This window comes from Gemmatimonadaceae bacterium (genome assembly GCA_036504815.1).
In the GTDB taxonomy this organism is placed as follows: domain Bacteria; phylum Gemmatimonadota; class Gemmatimonadetes; order Gemmatimonadales; family Gemmatimonadaceae; genus PNKL01.
This window is the reverse complement of sequence record DASXUN010000028.1, coordinates 22,339-38,894: the sequence shown is the minus strand read 5'-3', so window position 1 is coordinate 38,894 and position 16,556 is coordinate 22,339. Positions and strand designations below refer to the sequence as shown.

Here is a 16,556-nt window from a genome sequence, read left to right as displayed (position 1 = left end):
CTGCCATCCGCCATCTGCCATCCGCCATCACTGTCGATGAACATCACCGTCATCGGATCCGGATATGTCGGCCTGGTCGCCGGCGCCTGCTTCGCCGAGACCGGCTCGAACGTCACGTGCGCCGATATTGACCAGGCCAAGATCGACGGACTGAAGAAGAACGTCCTGCCGATCTACGAACCCGGACTGGACACGCTCGTCGAGCGCAACCAGGGCGCGGGACGCCTCAAGTTCACGATCGACATCGCTGGGGCCGTCGCTTCGGCGGACGTCGTCTTTATCGCCGTCGGCACGCCGCCGGACGAGGACGGCTCGGCCGACCTCAAGCACGTGCTGGCCGTGGCCGACACCATCGGCCGCTTCATGGCGCGCGAAATCGTCGTCGTCACGAAATCGACCGTCCCGGTCGGCACGGCCGAGAAGGTGCGCGCCGCGGTGGCCGCAAACGCGAAGTTCCCGTTCCACGTCTGCTCCAATCCCGAGTTCCTCAAGGAAGGGGCGGCCATCGACGACTTCCTCAAGCCCGACCGCGTCGTGCTCGGCGTCGAGAGCGACTTCGCGCGCTCGGTGATGGCCGAGCTGTACGCGCCGTTCGTGCGCACCGGCAAGCCGATCATCTTCATGGACATCCCGTCGGCGGAGATGACCAAGTACGCCGCCAACTCGATGCTCGCGACGCGCATCTCGTTCATGAACGAGATCGCCGGATTGTGCGAGAAGGTCGGCGCCAACGTCGATCTCGTGCGCAAGGGCATCGGCAGCGATTCGCGCATCGGGTCCGCCTTCCTCTTCCCGGGTCCGGGGTACGGCGGTTCGTGCTTCCCCAAGGACGTGCAGGCGCTGCTGCGCACCGCGCACCGCGTCGACGCGCCGCTCGCGGTGCTCGAGGCCGTCGAGTCCGCGAATGCGCGCCAGAAGACGGTGCTCGGCGCCAAGCTCGCCGCGGCGCTCGGCTCGCTGCAGGGGAAGCGGATCGCCGTCTGGGGGCTGTCGTTCAAGGCGAACACCGACGACATGCGCGAATCGCCGGCGCTGGTGCTCATCGATGCCATCCTGAAGTCGGGCGGCACGGTCTGCGCGCACGACCCGGCCGCGATGCCGGAGGCGCGGCGCCGACTCGGCGACACGATCACCTACGCCGAGACGAACTACGCCGCCCTCGAGGGCGCCGATGCGCTCGTCGTGGTGACCGACTGGAACGAATACCGGTTCCCGGATTTCGCGCGCATTCACGCGACGCTCAAGGCGCCGGTGCTGATCGACGGCCGCAACCTGTACGATCCGGCGAAGATGGCGAAGTTCGGCTTCACCTATCGCTCCATCGGGCGGGAGCGCGCATGAGAGTGCTCATCACCGGCGCGGCGGGCTTTCTCGGCTCGCACTTGTGCGACCGTTTCCTGCGCGACGGCCATGAGGTGGTGGGGCTCGACAATTTCGTCACGGGCCACCCCGACAACATCGCGCACCTGATTGGGAACGACCGCTTCTCGTTCCTGCGGCACAACATCTCCGAGTTCACGTATGTCGCCGGCCCGCTCGACGGCGTGCTGCACTTCGCCTCGCCGGCGAGCCCCATCGATTATCTCGAGCTGCCGATCCAGACGCTCAAGGTGGGATCGCTGGGGACGCACAACGCGCTGGGCATCGCCAAGGCCAAGGGGGCGCGGTTCTTCCTGGCGTCCACCAGCGAGGTGTACGGCGACCCGCTCGTCCATCCGCAGGTCGAGTCGTACTGGGGAAACGTGAATCCCATCGGCCCGCGCGGCGTCTACGACGAGGCCAAGCGCTTCGCCGAGGCGATCACCATGGCGTATCACCGCACGCACGGGCTCGATACGCGCATCGTGCGGATCTTCAACACCTACGGGCCGCGCATGCGTCCCCGCGACGGCCGCGTGGTGTCGAACTTCATCGTGCAGGCGCTCAATGGCGAGCCCATCACCATCTACGGCGATGGCTCGCAGACCCGCTCGTTCTGTTACGTGGAGGACGAGGTGGAAGGGCTGTACCAGCTCTTCCTGAAGGGTGACGCCAATCCGTGCAACATCGGCAACCCTGACGAGTACACGGTGCGCCAGCTCGCCGAGATCGTCGTCGAGCTGACGGGCTCCGCGTCGCGCATCGTGCACGAACCGCTCCCCGAGGACGACCCCAAGGTGCGCAAGCCGGACATCACGCGCGCCCGGACCCTGCTCGGGTGGACGCCGCAGATCGACGTCCGCACCGGAGTCCAGCGCACCATCGACTACTTCCGCACCCTGGCCGGCTCGCCGCGCATGGCGCCGCGCGGCCGTTGACCTGCCGAACCATCGCCCCCTCTCCGGGTACCTTTCCGACGTGACCCTCCGTTTCCGCATCCCCGCCATCCTGCTTGCCGCGGCCCTCGTGCTGCCGGCGTGCCGGCCGGCGTTCAGTCTTCGCAAGTATCCGACCAGCGAGAAGCTCTACACCGCGTCGCTCGACCGCTTCCACAAGAAGAAGTGGGATGACGCCGTGACGGGGTTCGAGAAGCTGACGCTCGACCTGCCGGCCGGCGACTCGCTGCTGTCGCGCGCGCACTGGTACCTCGCCAAGGCGCACACCGGGCGCTCCGAGCATCTGCTGGCGGCGCAGGAGTACACCAAGCTCGCCGAGAACTTTGCCGACGACTCGCTCGCGGACGACGCCCTGTACGAGTCGGGGCGCAGCTACTCGCGGCTCTGGCGCCGTCCGGCGCTCGACCCGCAATACGGGCAGCTGGCGCAGGTGCAGTATCGCCTGCTCATCACGCTGTATCCGGAGTCGCCCTTCAAGCCGAAGGCCGACGCCGAGCTGAAGCGCCTCGACGAGTGGTTCGCCACCAAGGACTTCGACACGGGTGACGCCTACTTCCGCCGCAAGGCCTACGATTCGGCCATCATCTACTTCCGCGACGTCGTCAAGAACTACCCCAACACCGACCGGGCGCGGCAGGCGATGATCCGCATGGTGAATGCGTATCGCTCGCCGACGATGAACTACCGCGAGGACGCACGCGAAGTCTGCGCCACGCTGTTTGAGCTGTACCCGAAGGACGCGGGCGTCGCGAAGGCGTGCGACGGGATGAAGCCGGCCAAGGACTCGACGGCGGCGCCGGCCAAACCGGCGCCCTGAACCGTGCGGATCGGCATTTTCGGCGGGACGTTTGACCCGCCGCACGTGGGACATCTGCTGGCGGCCGGCGATGCGGTCGAGTCGCTGACGCTGGATCAGGTGATCTGGGTGCCGGCCGCGCAGCAGCCGCTGAAGGCGGCTGACGCTTCGGCGCCGGCTGAGCATCGCCTGGCGATGACGCGGCTGGCGGTGCAGGGGGACCCGCGGTTCCGGGTGGATGCGCTGGAACTGGAGCGGGGCGGCGTCTCGTTCATGGTGGACACGCTGCGGACATGCCGGGCGCGACAGCCGGACGCGGCATTATTCCTGCTCCTTGGGATGGATGCGGCGGCCCTGCTGCCGAAGTGGCGGGAACCGGAGATCATTCGGGAGCTGGCAGAAGTGGTGGTGCTCTCGCGGGGCGGGGAGGAGTTGGCGCTCCCCACCGGCGTGCGGGCGCTGCCGACGTGGCGCGTCGACGTCTCGGCCACCGAGATCCGCGCGCGCGTGGCGGCCGGACGCTCCATTCGTGGGTTCGTGCCTGACGCCGTGGCCGCGTACATCGCGGCGCATGGCCTGTACCGATAGAGGATACTGCATGTTCAACAAGCTGCTGGGCACGGTCTTCGGCTCACGACATGAGCGGGAACTCAAGCGCATCCGGCCAATCCTCGCGGAAATCGAGGAACATGGGCGGCGGCTCGCGTCCGTCTCCGAGGACGAGCTCAAGACGCAGACCGACAAGTTCCGCGGCATCATCACGGAACGCACGCAGGAGCTCTCGCACCGGATCGACGCACTGAAGGAGCGCAAGAAGACGGCGGCCGATGCCGCCGAGCGCGAATCGATCGACAACGAACTCAGCGGCGCCGATGGACGCGGCGGCCTCGAGGGGCAGTACCGCCGGTCCGTGCGCGACACGCTCGACGAAATCCTCCCCGAGGCCTTCGCCACGGTGCGCGAGGCCGCCCGGCGGCTCGTGGGCACGAAGGCCATGGTCACCGGCCGCGAAATCGACTGGAACATGGTGCACTACGAGGTGCAGCTCGTCGGCGGCATCCAGCTGCACCTGGGCAAGATCGCCGAGATGGCGACCGGCGAAGGCAAGACGCTGGTGGCCACGCTCCCGCTCTACCTCAACGCCCTGCCGGGGCGCGGCGCCCACCTGGTGACGGTGAACAACTACCTCGCCCGGCGCGACTCGCAGTGGATGGGACACCTGTTCACTTATCTCGGCCTGAGCGTCGCCTGCCTCGACGACACCGAGCCGGGGACGCCGGAACGCCGGGCCGCGTACAACGCCGACATCACGTACGGGACCAACAACGAGTTCGGCTTCGACTACCTGCGCGACAACATGGTGGTCGCCACCGAGCAGCGGGTGCAGCGTCCGCACGTCTACGCCATCGTCGACGAAGTGGACTCGGTCCTGATCGACGAGGCGCGCACGCCGCTCATCATCTCCGGCCCGGTGGGGAACGAGAGCGACGGGCAGTACGCGGAGCACAACGCGGCGGTCATGCGCCTCGTGCGGCGGCAGACGGAGATGGCCAACGACCTCGTGGCGCGCGGCGAGAAGGCGATGGAGGCCGGCGACCTGCAGGGCGCCGGGCTCGCGTTCTACAAGGCGCAGCTCGGCAACCCGAAGAACAAGCGCCTGCTCAAGGCCCTGCAGGAACAGGGCGTCAAGATGCTCGTGCAAAAGCAGGAGCTCGAGGTCATCGCCGACCGCAAGCTCCCGTCGGCCAAGCAGGCCTTCCGCGACCTCGAGGACGATCTCCTCTTCGTGCTCGACGAGCGCGGCCACACCGTGCACCTCACCGATCGCGGCGTCGACTTCCTGAGTCCGTCGGACCACGACCAGTTCGTGCTCCCCGACATCTCGTCGGAGGTCCACCGCATCGAGCACAGCCACGAGATGACGGGGGCGGAGAAGCTCGAGGCCCGCCGCCAGATCGAGGGCGAATACGCGCTGAAGAGCGAGAAGCTGAACATCATCCATCAGCTGCTGCGCGCGCACTCGCTGTACGAGAAGGACGTGAACTACGTCGTGCAGGATGGGCAGGTGCTCATCGTCGACGAGTTCACGGGCCGCACGATGCACGGGCGCCGCTGGAGCGAGGGACTGCACCAGGCGGTCGAGGCCAAGGAAGGAGTGCAGGTGAAGGGCGAGACGCAGACGCTCGCCACCATCACCATCCAGAACTACTTCCGCATGTACGAGAAGCTGGCGGGCATGACCGGCACCGCCGAGACGGAGGAGACGGAATTCTTCCAGATCTACCGGCTCGAGGTCGCGGTCATCCCGACCAACCGGCCGGTCATCCGTGACGACCGCCACGACCTCGTCTACAAGACCCGCCGCGAGAAGTACAACGCCATCGTCGAGGAGACGCGGCGCCTGCACGACCTCGGCTTCCCGGTGCTCGTCGGCACGACCTCCGTGGAAGCGTCGGAAACGCTGTCGCGCATGTTCCAGCGCGCCGGCATCAAGCACCAGGTGCTGAACGCCAAGTACCACCAGCGCGAGGCCGAGATCGTGGCGATGGCCGGCCAGTCGGGCGGGGTCACGATCGCGACGAACATGGCCGGCCGCGGCACCGACATCAAGCTTGGCGAGGGCGTGATCCCGTCGAAGCCGTCGCGCATCAAGGACCCGGACGGCAAGGAGATCGACGTCTCGGAGTGCGGCGGCCTGCACATCATCGGCTCCGAACGGCACGAGTCGCGGCGCATTGACCGCCAGCTCCGCGGCCGCGCCGGCCGCCAGGGCGACCCGGGCGCGTCGCAGTTCTTCCTGTCGCTCGAAGACGACCTGATGCGCCTCTTCGGTTCGGACCGCATCGCGCGGCTGATGGACCGGCTCGGCGCGCAGGAGGGCGAGATGCTCACGCATCCGCTCATCACGCGCTCCATCGAGCAGGCCCAGAAGCGCGTCGAACTGCAGAACTTCCAGAGCCGCAAGCGGCTGCTCGATTACGACGACGTCATGAACCAGCAGCGCGAGGTGATCTACAACCTCCGCGCGTTCGCGCTCGAGGGCGGCGAGGAGCTCAAGGGCGAGGCCATCAAGATGGTCGAGACCGCCGTGGGCCGCCGCATCGAGACCACCTTGGCGGCGTTCGACGACTCGCTCGAGTGGGACCTCGATCTCGTCCGGCAGGACCTGCTGATGCACTACCTGCTGACGGTGCCGTGCTTCGAGCCCGACGGCACGCGGCCGTCGAGCATCACCGAGGCCAAGACCGAGGGCGGCGTGGCGGGGACGAAGGCCTTCCACGCCAAGATGGACACGCTCGCCGAGCACGCCGGCCAGGTGCTTGCGCTCGTGATGCTCAACGTCCTCGACGAGAAGTGGAAGGACCACCTGTACGACCTCGACCAGCTGCGCGGGTCGATCGGGTACCGGTCGTGGGGCCAGAAGGACCCGCTGCTGGAGTACAAGCAGGAGGCGTACACGATGTTCGTGGACCTCATGACGGACATCCAGCACACCTTCACCGAGCGGTTCCTGCGCGTGCAGCTGATGTACGATCCGCCCGCGCCGCCGCCACCGCCGCCCGAGACGAAGCGCCGCTTCAACGCGCTCGGCGTCGCCGAGGACGTGCCGGAGGGTGAGGTGCTCGACATCGGCCCGTCCGAAACACCGGGCGAGGGCGAGATCGTGAAGGCCGACCCGATGATCGTCGGCGCGGGACGCGCGCGCACGCTCACCGGCGCGCTGGCCGCGGCACCCGCTGGCGGCACCGGGGTACAGGATTGGTCCACCGTGGGGCGCAATGATCCGTGCCCCTGCGGGTCTGGCAAGAAGTTCAAGAAGTGCCACGGGGCGTCGATGTAGGACGATGCGTGGGGACGGGTGCCCGTCGTCGAGAGCGACGGTTTGGTGCGGTCCCCTATTGCATCGCCGGTCGCCTCCCCCAACGTTTCAGTTAGAGGCCTGACGCACCCGTCCAGAGCGGGAGGGTTCATGCGAGTCCTGAGGTTGGCGGCCCTGCTGGCCGCGTGCACCGTCGGAGCCGCCGCGCAGGTGGCGCGGCCGCTCGAGGCGTCGCTGCGCCACGGAACGAGCGAACCGAGCTTCTTCGTGGACCAGCCGGCGTATGTGGCGGTGTTCGAAGTCATTCCGGGACAGGGCGTGCAGCAGCTCTTCCCCCGTACCACATCGCAGGCGGCCAAGCCGGTGGAACCCGGCGAATATCTCCTCTCGCGGCCGTTCCGCTCGCAGTATCGGTATTACGGCTGGAACTATGCCATGCCGTACGCCCGGCCGATGTGGATGGTCGACAATCAGGGTCGTATCATCTCGTACTACTACACGACGGGCTGGACGGGGACGGAGGCGGGATGGGGGGCGTCGTCCCTGGCCCCGACGCGCACGCTCCTCCTCGTCGCGTCGCGCCGTCCGCTCCGGCAGGTGGGCTCGCCGGACGCCGCGCAACATTGGCTGCAGCAGGCCTTGGGATTCCGTGCGATCTCGAGCACCGTGATTGCCCCTGACGCGTTCCTGACGGACATCGTGGATGCCATCATGCCGCTGGGGAGCACGGTCGACGACATCGTCGTGGACGTGCTCGAAGTGACCGATCACAACAACGCGTACAACCGCTACGCGGGCCAGAGCATTGCGTTCTACTGTCCGACGGGCATGTACAACATCCCGGCTGACTACTTCTTCGCCACGGGCATGTTCTACTGCCCGATCCGCCACTATTACGACTCGCCTGGCTCGACGCCCACCGGAACGCCGGGCGGCGGCGACACCATCACGACCGAGAAGCTGCAGCTGCCGGCCCGGAAGGTGCCGTCGAAGTCCATCGTCGAGGAGCAGGCGGTGCCGCTGCGCCGCGGCGTGGTCGCCACACCGGTGAACCCGTCGATGCGCCCCGAAGAGGGCTACCGCCCGTATCGGCCGAGCGGCGGCGAATCCGAAGAAGGCTTCAAGTCGTTCGCGCGCGGCGTTCGCACGACTGGTGTTGGACCGCAGGGGACGATCGCCGTCGGCGTGCCGGTCGATCCGACAGGCCTGCAGCGCGGCAACGTCACCCCGGCGTCCGAGGCCTTCGTGCCGTGGATCGTCCGGTCGGTGCCCACTGAAGGCGTTTCGGGGGCGCGTCGCGCCAACTCCGGCGGCTGGACCACCGGAACGGCCGGCGGCACGGGTTCGCCGCAGTACGGCAACAACGCATCCTCGACGGGGTCAGCCGCCGCATCCGCCTCGTCGGCCGCCGCGGCCTCGGCGGCGTCGCAGGCCCAGGCCGAGCGCAGTGCTGCTTCGCGTGAGGCGGTGAGCGCGGCCCGGCCCGCGTCGACGACCAAGGACCCGTAACGCCGACTCGGATCGTCGCGGCCCGGTGTGCAATGGTGCGCACCGGGCCGCTCTGTTTTGGTGACGGATCGCTGCGCGACCCTTGATACGGTTGAGCATGACGGTTCTCGCCATCACACCTCAAGGGCTCCTGCCGCCCGACCGGCCGCGTGAGCGCCTCCGTACACTCGGCGCCCGCGCGCTGTCGGCGCCTGAGTTGCTTGCCCTCGTCATCGGCGCGGGAACGCGCGGCCGACCGGCGCTGACTCTCGCCCACGACGTGCTCAGCCGCGCCGATGGATCGCTCCGGCGCCTCGGCGATCGCCCGCTCGCCGCGCTGGCGGAGGTGCCGGGGCTTGGCGCGACGCGCGCCGTGGCCATCCACGCCGCGCTGGAACTCGGACGGCGGCTGGCGAGCGAGGAGCCGGGCGAGGCACGTCCACTGCGCGCGCCGCGCGACGTCTGGCGCTCCTTCGCGCCCACACTGGAGGACCTGCCGGTCGAGGAGTTCCACGTCGCCATCCTCGACGCCCAGCACCGGCTGGGGCGCGATGTGCTGGTGACGCGCGGCATACTTAATTCCTCGCTCGTCCATCCCCGCGAGGTCTTTCGCGAGGCCATCGCCGAACGGGCCGCGGCCATCATCCTCGTGCACAACCACCCGAGCGGCGACCCGACGCCGAGCGCGGACGACCGGAGCGTGACTGAACAGCTGGTGGCGGCCGGGCGACTGCTCGACATCCCGGTGCACGATCACGTGATCATCGGGCGGGGGAGATACTTGTCGTTTGCGGAGATGGGGTTTCTTTGAGCGAGGAGGAGGGGTGCGGGGTGCAGGGTGTGGTGCAGGGGAGAGGGGTGGTCGAGAAGTGCGGCAATGCCTACGATGGTCGATTGACGCGGGGCTGACGCGCGGCGCGAACGATGTCGCATGTTCGTTCACCATTCGCGTGCCGCCGCCACGCGCTCGCGGGATGCGGGGAGCACCCACAGATTCTCGGGCGTGAAGACTTTGCGCGCATCGTGAACTCGCTCCCTCCTGTGCCGACCGACGGCCTGCCTGAAGCCGGCGCTCAGCGACTGTCGCTGCATGTGCTGGGACGCCTCGAACTGGTCTCCGCCGAGGGCGTGCTCCGGCTGGGGCCGGGCAAGCCGCTCGCCCTGCTGGCCTACCTTCGTTCACAGTCCGTGCACTCGGCCACCCGGCCGCACTTGATCGACCTGCTCTGGTCCGACCTCGAACCGGAGCGGGCACGCGCCAACCTGCGGCAGGCCCTGCTGGTGCTGCGGCGGCTCCTTCCGGACGATGCGCTGGTCTCGGATGGCGACCTCGTCATCTTGCGGGCGGCGCTGACCTTCGACCGCGATGAGTTCGTCGCGGCGGCGGATCGCGGTGATTTCGCGGCGGCTATTGCGTTGTATCGCGGCGACTTCATCCCCGATCTCGCGGTGCCGGGCGGCGCCGAGTTCGAGATGTGGTGCGATATCGAGCGTCGGCACCTGGCGGCGCTCTTCGCGCGCTTGCTCGAGACCGTCGCGCGCGCTGACCTCGCGGCCGGTCGCGCCGCGGCGGCGCTTCCCCACGCGCGTCGCCTGCGTGACATGGACGCGTCGCGCGAGCGGTCGTGGCGCCTGCTGATCGAGGCGGAGATCGCCGCCGAGGGGGTCGCGTCGGCGCGCCTCGAGGCCGAGCGCCTCGCGGAGCTGTTGCGCAACGAGGGCCGGCCGCCTGAACCCGCCACCGCGCAGCTCTTCCAGCGGGTTCGCGACGTCGCCCGTCCGTCGCCGGAGCGCGGCGGGGCCCTGTCGGCCCCCGAGTTCGTGGGGCGCGAGACGCAACTGGCGCGCGTGCTGGCGGCTTGGGGGATCGTGAAGCGCGGCCGGCGGCAGCATCTGCACGTGGAGGCGCTGGCGGGAACGGGGAAGACCCGGCTGCTCGAGGAATCGTGCGCGCGCCTGCAGGCGGCCGGGGCGCGCGTCGTGCGGTGCGGTGCGCGCCGTGACGAGCGCGACGTGCCATTCGCGCTCGGCGCCAGCGTCGTCACGGCACTCGCCCGCCTGCCGGGGAGCATCGCGGTGGCGCCCGGTTCCATGGCGGCGCTGGTGGCGATGGCACCCGACGCCTCGACGGTCTTCGCCGCGCACGCCGACACCGCCACGGGCGACGAGGCGATGCGTCGCCGCACCGTCGCGCTCGCGGACCTCCTCGGTGCGGTCACGCACGAGGCGTCCGTGGTGCTGGCGATCGACGACGCGCACTGGGCGGATCGCGCATCGCTGAACCTGCTGCTGGTCGCGATGGGGCGGCTGGCGGCCGACGCGCGGGTGCTGCTGCTCACCGCGGGGCGTGAACCCTGGGCGGGCGAAACGGGCGTGGAGCGCGTGTCGCTGCCGCCGCTGACGACGGCGCAGGTGGACGCGATGCTGCAGTCGCTCGGCGGTGCTGGCGATGCCGCCTGGTGGGACGCGTTCGCGGCGGCGCTGCGTGACGCGGCAGGCGGTGTGCCCTTCCATGTGCTGCAGTTGCTGCACGCCGTGGTGGAGAAACAGTTGTTGATGATCGACGCCGAGCACTGGGCGGCGCCGAACGTTCCGGCGCTGCTGGCCGCGCTCGACGCAAGCGAGGCGGCGCGCATGCGCGTCGCCCAGCTCTCGGTGGAGGCACGTGCGGTGCTGCGGGTCCTCTGCGTTGGCGCCGCACCGTCGACTGAGGTTGTGGCTGCAGCCGTATCGGCGGAGCGGACGAATGTGGAGTCGGTGCTGCTGGCGCTCGAGGTGCGCGGATACGCGCGCCGCATGCCCGATGGAGGGTGGGCGACGGCGCACGATGAGATCACCGACCTCATCGTGGCGCAGAGCGACGCGCCCTCGCTGGCCTCGGCGCGGCTTGGACTGGCCCTCGCGCTCGCCGCGGAGCAGGGCGTGGGCGTCGTCGAGATGCGTCGTATCATCGCGTTGCTGGTGCAGGCCGGGTCGGACGACGAGGTGGCCGGCGTGCTGCGGGCGTGGGTGCGCCGCGGCGAGGTGCCGGCGGTGGGCGTGCCCACCGTGGATCTGCTCCCGCCCGGGCTGTCCGATGAGCGGACGCTGGCCCTCCGCACGGCGGTGCGGCGCACGCTTCCGCGCCGCGGGCGCGACCATCGGACCCACTGGGCCTTCGCCGCCGTCCTCGCCCTCCTCGTCATCGGCGCATGGTACCTGACCCGGCCGGCCAAGCTGGTGATGGTGCAGGCGCCGATCCCGAGTAACGGCGAAGAGGTGATGGATCGCGCGCCGGTGATCGGCGTGCACGATCGGCTCGGTCGCCGACTCCGCGTCACCGGGCTTCGAGTATCCGTGCGTGGCGCGCCGGGGCAAAATCCCGGTGGCCGGCTGACCGCCGAGACGGTGGATGGCGAAGCGACCTTCGACTCATTGAGTATGGGTCGCAAGGAAGGCCAGTCCTCGGAACTGAACTTCGAGGCAAAGGGCCTGACGAGCGTGCGATGGATACACGAGTGGATCGGCGGTTCGAAGCTGAGGCTGCGCTCCGGCGTCATCAACGGTCAACTGCTTTCCGGTCCAGTTCCGGTCGTGCGCGTCCGCCCCGGCGAACCGCTGGTCGGGCGCGTGAGCCTGCTCTATTCCAGTCTCTGGACAACGGCGACGGTCTTCCTTGGCGCGACCGCCACGTGGGAGCGTCGGGAGACCGACACCGCGTCCGTGCGCTCGCTCGTGACACCGCTCGATTCGGGGCGCATCGAGGTGCCGGTGCGCCGAGTGGCGCCCTTGCTGCCGGGGCGCTACCTCCTGCTCTGGGCATTCGGCGCCGAGCCGCGCGCGGCCTTCATCTTCTCCAGCACCAACTGGACGTGCGGCGAGCCCCGGTGGCGCAATGGCGACGACCTGCTCGACCTGCCGCTCGATACCCTGCGCGCGGCCGCCCTCGAGGGAGCAGCGTATTGGAAGATCGTGCGCTGCTGGAAGGACCGAGGCCCCGTGCCGCCATATCGCGTCGAGTCCCCCATCGGCATCGCCGCCGTCGAGGTGCACGTGTCGCGCGAGCCGTGAAAACGACGTCAGTTCACGCCCGTTGACGGCGGACTGACTCCTCCGACGACCTTGGGACCGTGTCCGGCCACCTGTGCCGCCTGGCACGCCTCCAAGGAGACGGTCCGTGCGAAACTCACTGCGATTCCTGATGGCCTGCAGCAGCCTGCTCGCCGGCTGCACGGCGGGCGACGCGACGACTGCGGTCCCGACTGCAATGCTCGCTGATGCCCGTTCCCGAATGGCCGCGAATGAACGGCTTGACGCGCCGTCCGTCCTCTCGGTGCGACTTGCCGGGGGGAGCGCCACCGTCGCCTGGTCCGCGGTGGCCGATGCCAACGGCTATCAGCTGGTGAGCTGTGACACAGGCATGCTGCCGACGGTGGACAAGGCCACGGCGACAGAGACCGTGCACCAGTACACGGGACTCACGCCGGGGGTCGCCTATGGCGTCAAGATACGGTCGCGCAAGGCGACGTCGGCGCCCGGAGGTGACGCGAACAACAGCAAGTTCTCCGCCTGTACACGCTGGATTGGCGCCGAACCCGTGGCGACAATTCTGCTCGCACCGACAGCGTCCGTACTGGACGTCGGTGCGACCGTGATTTTCACGGCCACGCTGCTCGATCGCTTCGGTGCGGTGCTGAATGGCCGCGACGTGATCTGGACGACTTCTGCTCCGGCGGTCGCCACCGTCAGTCCGGCAGGTGTCGCGACCGCGGTCGGGCCGGGACAAGCCATCATGACGGTCACGAGCGAAGGCGTCTCGGCAACCGCGACCGTCACGGTGCCGGCGCTCTGGCGACTGCTGGCGTCGCGATCCGCCGTGCCGGCGGCCATTACGGCGTCTGCCTACTCCGCGGCCAGCGACGCCATCTTCGCGGCGGAAATGCCCGACGGTGCCGTCGGCTCGCTCTGGCGTTTCGACCTCGGAACCCAGAGATGGACGCGCCTGACCGCGAACGGCTGGCCGATGGGCAAATATCGCAAGCTGATCTACGATGCGGCGCGCCATCGGCTGCTCACCTACTGGGACGGACTTGGCCAGGTGTACAGCATTCCCGAGACGGGCGGCACGTGGACCGCCGAGGGCGCGACCGGCAACTCGGATCAGTACTACGAAGGCTATGCGTTCATGAACCCCGTGAGCGGCCGCCTGTCGCTGTTCGCCGGCTATGGTTGGGGCAGCTTCAGGAACACCCTGTGGGAGTGGAACGGATCCAACGCGTGGCTGGCTATCACGACGAGCGGCGCGGTGCCGGAGCCTCGGTTCGGTGCGCAGACGAACGTGGTTGTCGATGCGGCCGGTGCGCGCGCGTTCCTCACCCAGCGTTGGCTCGGGGCGACAGAAGGCATGTATGACGACCTCTGGGTGCTGAACCTTCGGACCTACGCGTTCAGGAACTTGATTCCGCCGAACACCGGGAGCGATGCACGCGGAGGCAGCGGCATGGCGTACGATCCAGTCTCCGGCACGCTGTACCGGTACGGAGGGATGACGCTGCATGGCTTCGTCACGACCTCGGACTTCGTACGAAGCCGACCCGATGACGCGAGCGTGCGCTGGCAGGCGATGCCGACCGCCGCGACCTCGCCGGGTCCCCGGTATCTTCCGGGTCTGCATTACGATGTCCTGCGGCGCCGGTTGATCCTTGTTTCAGGCCTGACCGGATCGGGTTGGGGAAGTGACGTCTGGGCCTACCCGGCACCTTGATGCGCGCCGCCACGCCCCCTTGACTCCCCGCCACCGGGGGGCAGTTTCAGGGGAGAGGCCAGCCAACGGGGTCCCGCCGCGCTTGCGGTGGACCCCGTTGTTCGCGCCGTGCCATCGCAATCGCCAATCGTAATCCGAATTCGCAATCCTCAATCGTAATCCGGATTCCATATCCTCAGTCGTAGTGTGATCACTCCCGTCCTCACCGACATCATCCCCAAGTGGGAGCTCAGCGCCGACGCCCATCCGGAGCGGCTCGACGCGGCCCTGTTGTCGCGCGCCTATCGCTTCAGCGAGAAGGCGCACGCGGGACAGACCCGTCGGAACGGGGATCCCTACGTCACGCACTGCGTCGAGGTCGCCAAGATCCTCGCCGAGCTGCAGCTCGACACCGTGACCGTCGCCAGCGCGCTCGTGCACGACGTCATCGAGGACACCGACGCGACGCGCGAGGACGTAGAGCGCGAGTTCGGCCGCGAGGTCGCCCAGATCGTCGACGGCGTCACGAAGATCGGCCACCTCCCCACGGGGTCGCGCGAGGAGCGGCAGGTCGAGAACTACCGCAAGCTCCTCCTCTCGATCGCCAAGGACGCGCGCGTCATCCTCATCAAGCTCGCCGACCGCCTGCACAACATGCGGACGCTCGAACATCTCCCCGAGGAGAAGCGCCGCCGCATCGCCCTCGAGACGCGCGACCTGTATGCGCCGCTCGCGCACCGCTTCGGCCTGGCCGCGATGAAGGCCGAACTCGAGGACCTGGCCTTCCGCTATCTGGAGCCGGAGGAGTACCGCGCGCTGGCGCGCCTCGTCCAGCAGAAGCGCGCCGATCGCGAGGCGCTCATCCAGGAGATGGTCGGCCCGCTCTCGCAGCGCCTCAAGGACAGCGGCGTCGTGGTCCACGAAGTGAGCGGGCGCCCAAAGCACCTCTGGTCCATCCACAAGAAGATGGTGAAGGGCGACAAGTCGTACGACGACGTCTACGACCTCTACGCCATTCGCGTGCTCGTGGACAGCGTCCCGGAATGCTACCACGCCCTCGGGGTCATCCACGGCGCCTGGTCACCGCTGCAGGAGCGCATCAAGGATTACATCGCGCAGCCCAAGTCCAACGGCTACCAGTCGCTGCACACGACGGTCTTCGGCCCGCGGGGCACGCTGTTCGAGATCCAGATCCGCACCCTCGAGATGCATCGCACGGCGGACTATGGCATCGCCGCGCACTGGCGATACAAGGAGGGCGAGAAGGGGCACGGCGACGACCTCGACCGCGCGCTGCACTGGTTCCGCCAGGTGCTCGAGTTGCAGCTGGACGCCGAGACCCCCGACCAGTTCCTCGAGTTCCTCAAGCTCGACCTGTACCAGGACGAGATCTTCGTCTTCACGCCGAAGGGGGACGTGATCCAGCTCCCCAAGGGCGCGACGCCCATCGATTTCGCCTTTGCCGTGCACTCGGAGCTTGGCCTCCACGTGCAGGGGGCGAAGGTCAACGGGCGCATCGTGCCGCTCTCGCGCGAGCTGCGCAATTCCGAGACGGTGGAGATCTCGCGCTCTCCCACGGCGCGCCCCAGCCGCGACTGGCTGGCGCACGTGCGCACCGGGCGCGCGCGGCATCGCATCCGGCAGTGGCTGCGCGTCGAGGAGCACAAGGCGTCGCGCCAGATCGGGCGCGAGATCCTCGACCGCGAACTGCGCCGCCGCAAGATGGCGAAGCTCACCGACGACGAGCTGGCCGTGGCCGCCGACGTGCTCAAGCTCGGCGATGCCGACCACGTGCTGGCGTCCATCGCGCAGGGCGACGTCACCATCACGCACATCCTGAAGGCCGTCTTCCCCGACGTCGAGGAGCACCCGGACCAGCACCAGGTGAAGGCGAGCCCGCTCGAGCGCCTCCTCGACCGGATGAAGCGCTCGGACACCTCGCGCGGCATCCGCGTGCAGGGCGCCGACGGCCTGATGGTCCGCTATGCGCAGTGCTGCCAGCCCGTGCCGGGCGACAAGGTGGTGGGCTACGTCACGCGCGGGCGCGGCGTCAGCATTCACCGCGCCGACTGCCCGAACCTCCTCTTCCTCGTGCACGAACCGGAGCGCCGGCTCGAGATCGACTGGAAGGAGAGCGAAGGCGAACGCTTCGTCATCCGCCTGCACATCGAGGGGAATGACCGCCGCGGCCTCTATGCCGACCTCGCGGCCGCCGTCAGCGGCACCGGCACCGACATCAAGACGCTCGAGCTCAAGTCCACCGACGGCCGCGTGACCGGCGCCGCCCTCGTCGAGGTCGAGAACCTCGTCCACCTCGACAAGATCATTCGCGCCGCTCGGCGGGTGAAAGGCGTCACGGAAGTGTCCCGGCGTGAAAGACTGACCGCGGACGGATGATCAGGACCGAGGATCGCG

10 protein-coding genes are annotated in these 16,556 nt (G+C 68.7%); all 10 read left to right on the top strand.

Features of this window, described 5'->3' with window-relative positions:
* Positions 1–36 precede the first annotated feature (36 nt).
* The 10 genes from VGJ96_13740 (at position 37) to VGJ96_13695 (ending at position 16,538) form a co-directional block, all read left to right on the top strand.
* Positions 37–1,341 (top strand): UDP-glucose/GDP-mannose dehydrogenase family protein, encoded by a 1,305-nt coding sequence (locus VGJ96_13740; protein ID HEY3288176.1) that lies wholly within the window; start codon positions 37–39, stop codon positions 1,339–1,341.
* The gene (locus VGJ96_13735) at positions 1,338–2,297 is read left to right on the top strand and encodes a UDP-glucuronic acid decarboxylase family protein (protein HEY3288175.1); all 960 of its coding nucleotides are present in this window, start codon (positions 1,338–1,340) and stop codon (positions 2,295–2,297) included. Before VGJ96_13740 ends, VGJ96_13735 begins: the two co-directional genes overlap by 4 nt.
* A gap of 40 nt (positions 2,298–2,337) precedes the next feature.
* Positions 2,338–3,132, top strand: a complete 795-nt coding sequence (bamD, locus tag VGJ96_13730) for an outer membrane protein assembly factor BamD (GenBank protein ID HEY3288174.1) — start codon at positions 2,338–2,340, stop codon at positions 3,130–3,132.
* Positions 3,133–3,135: 3 nt separating this feature from the next.
* A complete protein-coding gene (gene nadD / locus VGJ96_13725) occupies positions 3,136–3,699 on the top strand; it encodes a nicotinate-nucleotide adenylyltransferase (GenBank protein ID HEY3288173.1) in 564 nt (187 codons plus the stop codon).
* Between the two features lie 10 nt (positions 3,700–3,709).
* The gene (gene secA, locus VGJ96_13720) at positions 3,710–6,952 is read left to right on the top strand and encodes a preprotein translocase subunit SecA (GenBank protein ID HEY3288172.1); all 3,243 of its coding nucleotides are present in this window, start codon (positions 3,710–3,712) and stop codon (positions 6,950–6,952) included.
* 129 nt (positions 6,953–7,081) lie between these two features.
* On the top strand, positions 7,082–8,440 hold the full coding sequence (locus VGJ96_13715) for a hypothetical protein (protein HEY3288171.1): 1,359 nt from the start codon (positions 7,082–7,084) through the stop codon (positions 8,438–8,440).
* 97 nt (positions 8,441–8,537) lie between these two features.
* A complete protein-coding gene (gene radC / locus VGJ96_13710) occupies positions 8,538–9,230 on the top strand; it encodes a DNA repair protein RadC (GenBank protein ID HEY3288170.1) in 693 nt (230 codons plus the stop codon).
* A 212-nt stretch (positions 9,231–9,442) separates the two neighbouring features.
* Positions 9,443–12,469: an AAA family ATPase gene (locus VGJ96_13705; GenBank protein HEY3288169.1), complete on the top strand. Its 3,027-nt coding sequence runs from the start codon at positions 9,443–9,445 to the stop codon at positions 12,467–12,469.
* Between the two features lie 106 nt (positions 12,470–12,575).
* Positions 12,576–14,162, top strand: a complete 1,587-nt coding sequence (locus tag VGJ96_13700; GenBank protein ID HEY3288168.1) for an Ig-like domain-containing protein — start codon at positions 12,576–12,578, stop codon at positions 14,160–14,162.
* 186 nt (positions 14,163–14,348) lie between these two features.
* The gene (locus VGJ96_13695; GenBank protein ID HEY3288167.1) at positions 14,349–16,538 is read left to right on the top strand and encodes a bifunctional (p)ppGpp synthetase/guanosine-3',5'-bis(diphosphate) 3'-pyrophosphohydrolase; all 2,190 of its coding nucleotides are present in this window, start codon (positions 14,349–14,351) and stop codon (positions 16,536–16,538) included.
* The last annotated feature ends 18 nt before the right edge of the window (positions 16,539–16,556 follow it).

What these genes read in the sequence shown, in the direction of transcription:
- radC (HEY3288170.1), top strand. Translation starts at nt 8,538, where the DNA reads ATGACGGTTCTCGCCATCACACCTCAAGGGCTCCTGCCGCCCGACCGG.
- VGJ96_13715 (HEY3288171.1), top strand. Translation starts at nt 7,082, where the DNA reads ATGCGAGTCCTGAGGTTGGCGGCCCTGCTGGCCGCGTGCACCGTCGGA.
- VGJ96_13735 (HEY3288175.1), top strand. Translation starts at nt 1,338, where the DNA reads ATGAGAGTGCTCATCACCGGCGCGGCGGGCTTTCTCGGCTCGCACTTG.
- VGJ96_13740 (HEY3288176.1), top strand. Translation starts at nt 37, where the DNA reads ATGAACATCACCGTCATCGGATCCGGATATGTCGGCCTGGTCGCCGGC.
- secA (HEY3288172.1), top strand. Translation starts at nt 3,710, where the DNA reads ATGTTCAACAAGCTGCTGGGCACGGTCTTCGGCTCACGACATGAGCGG.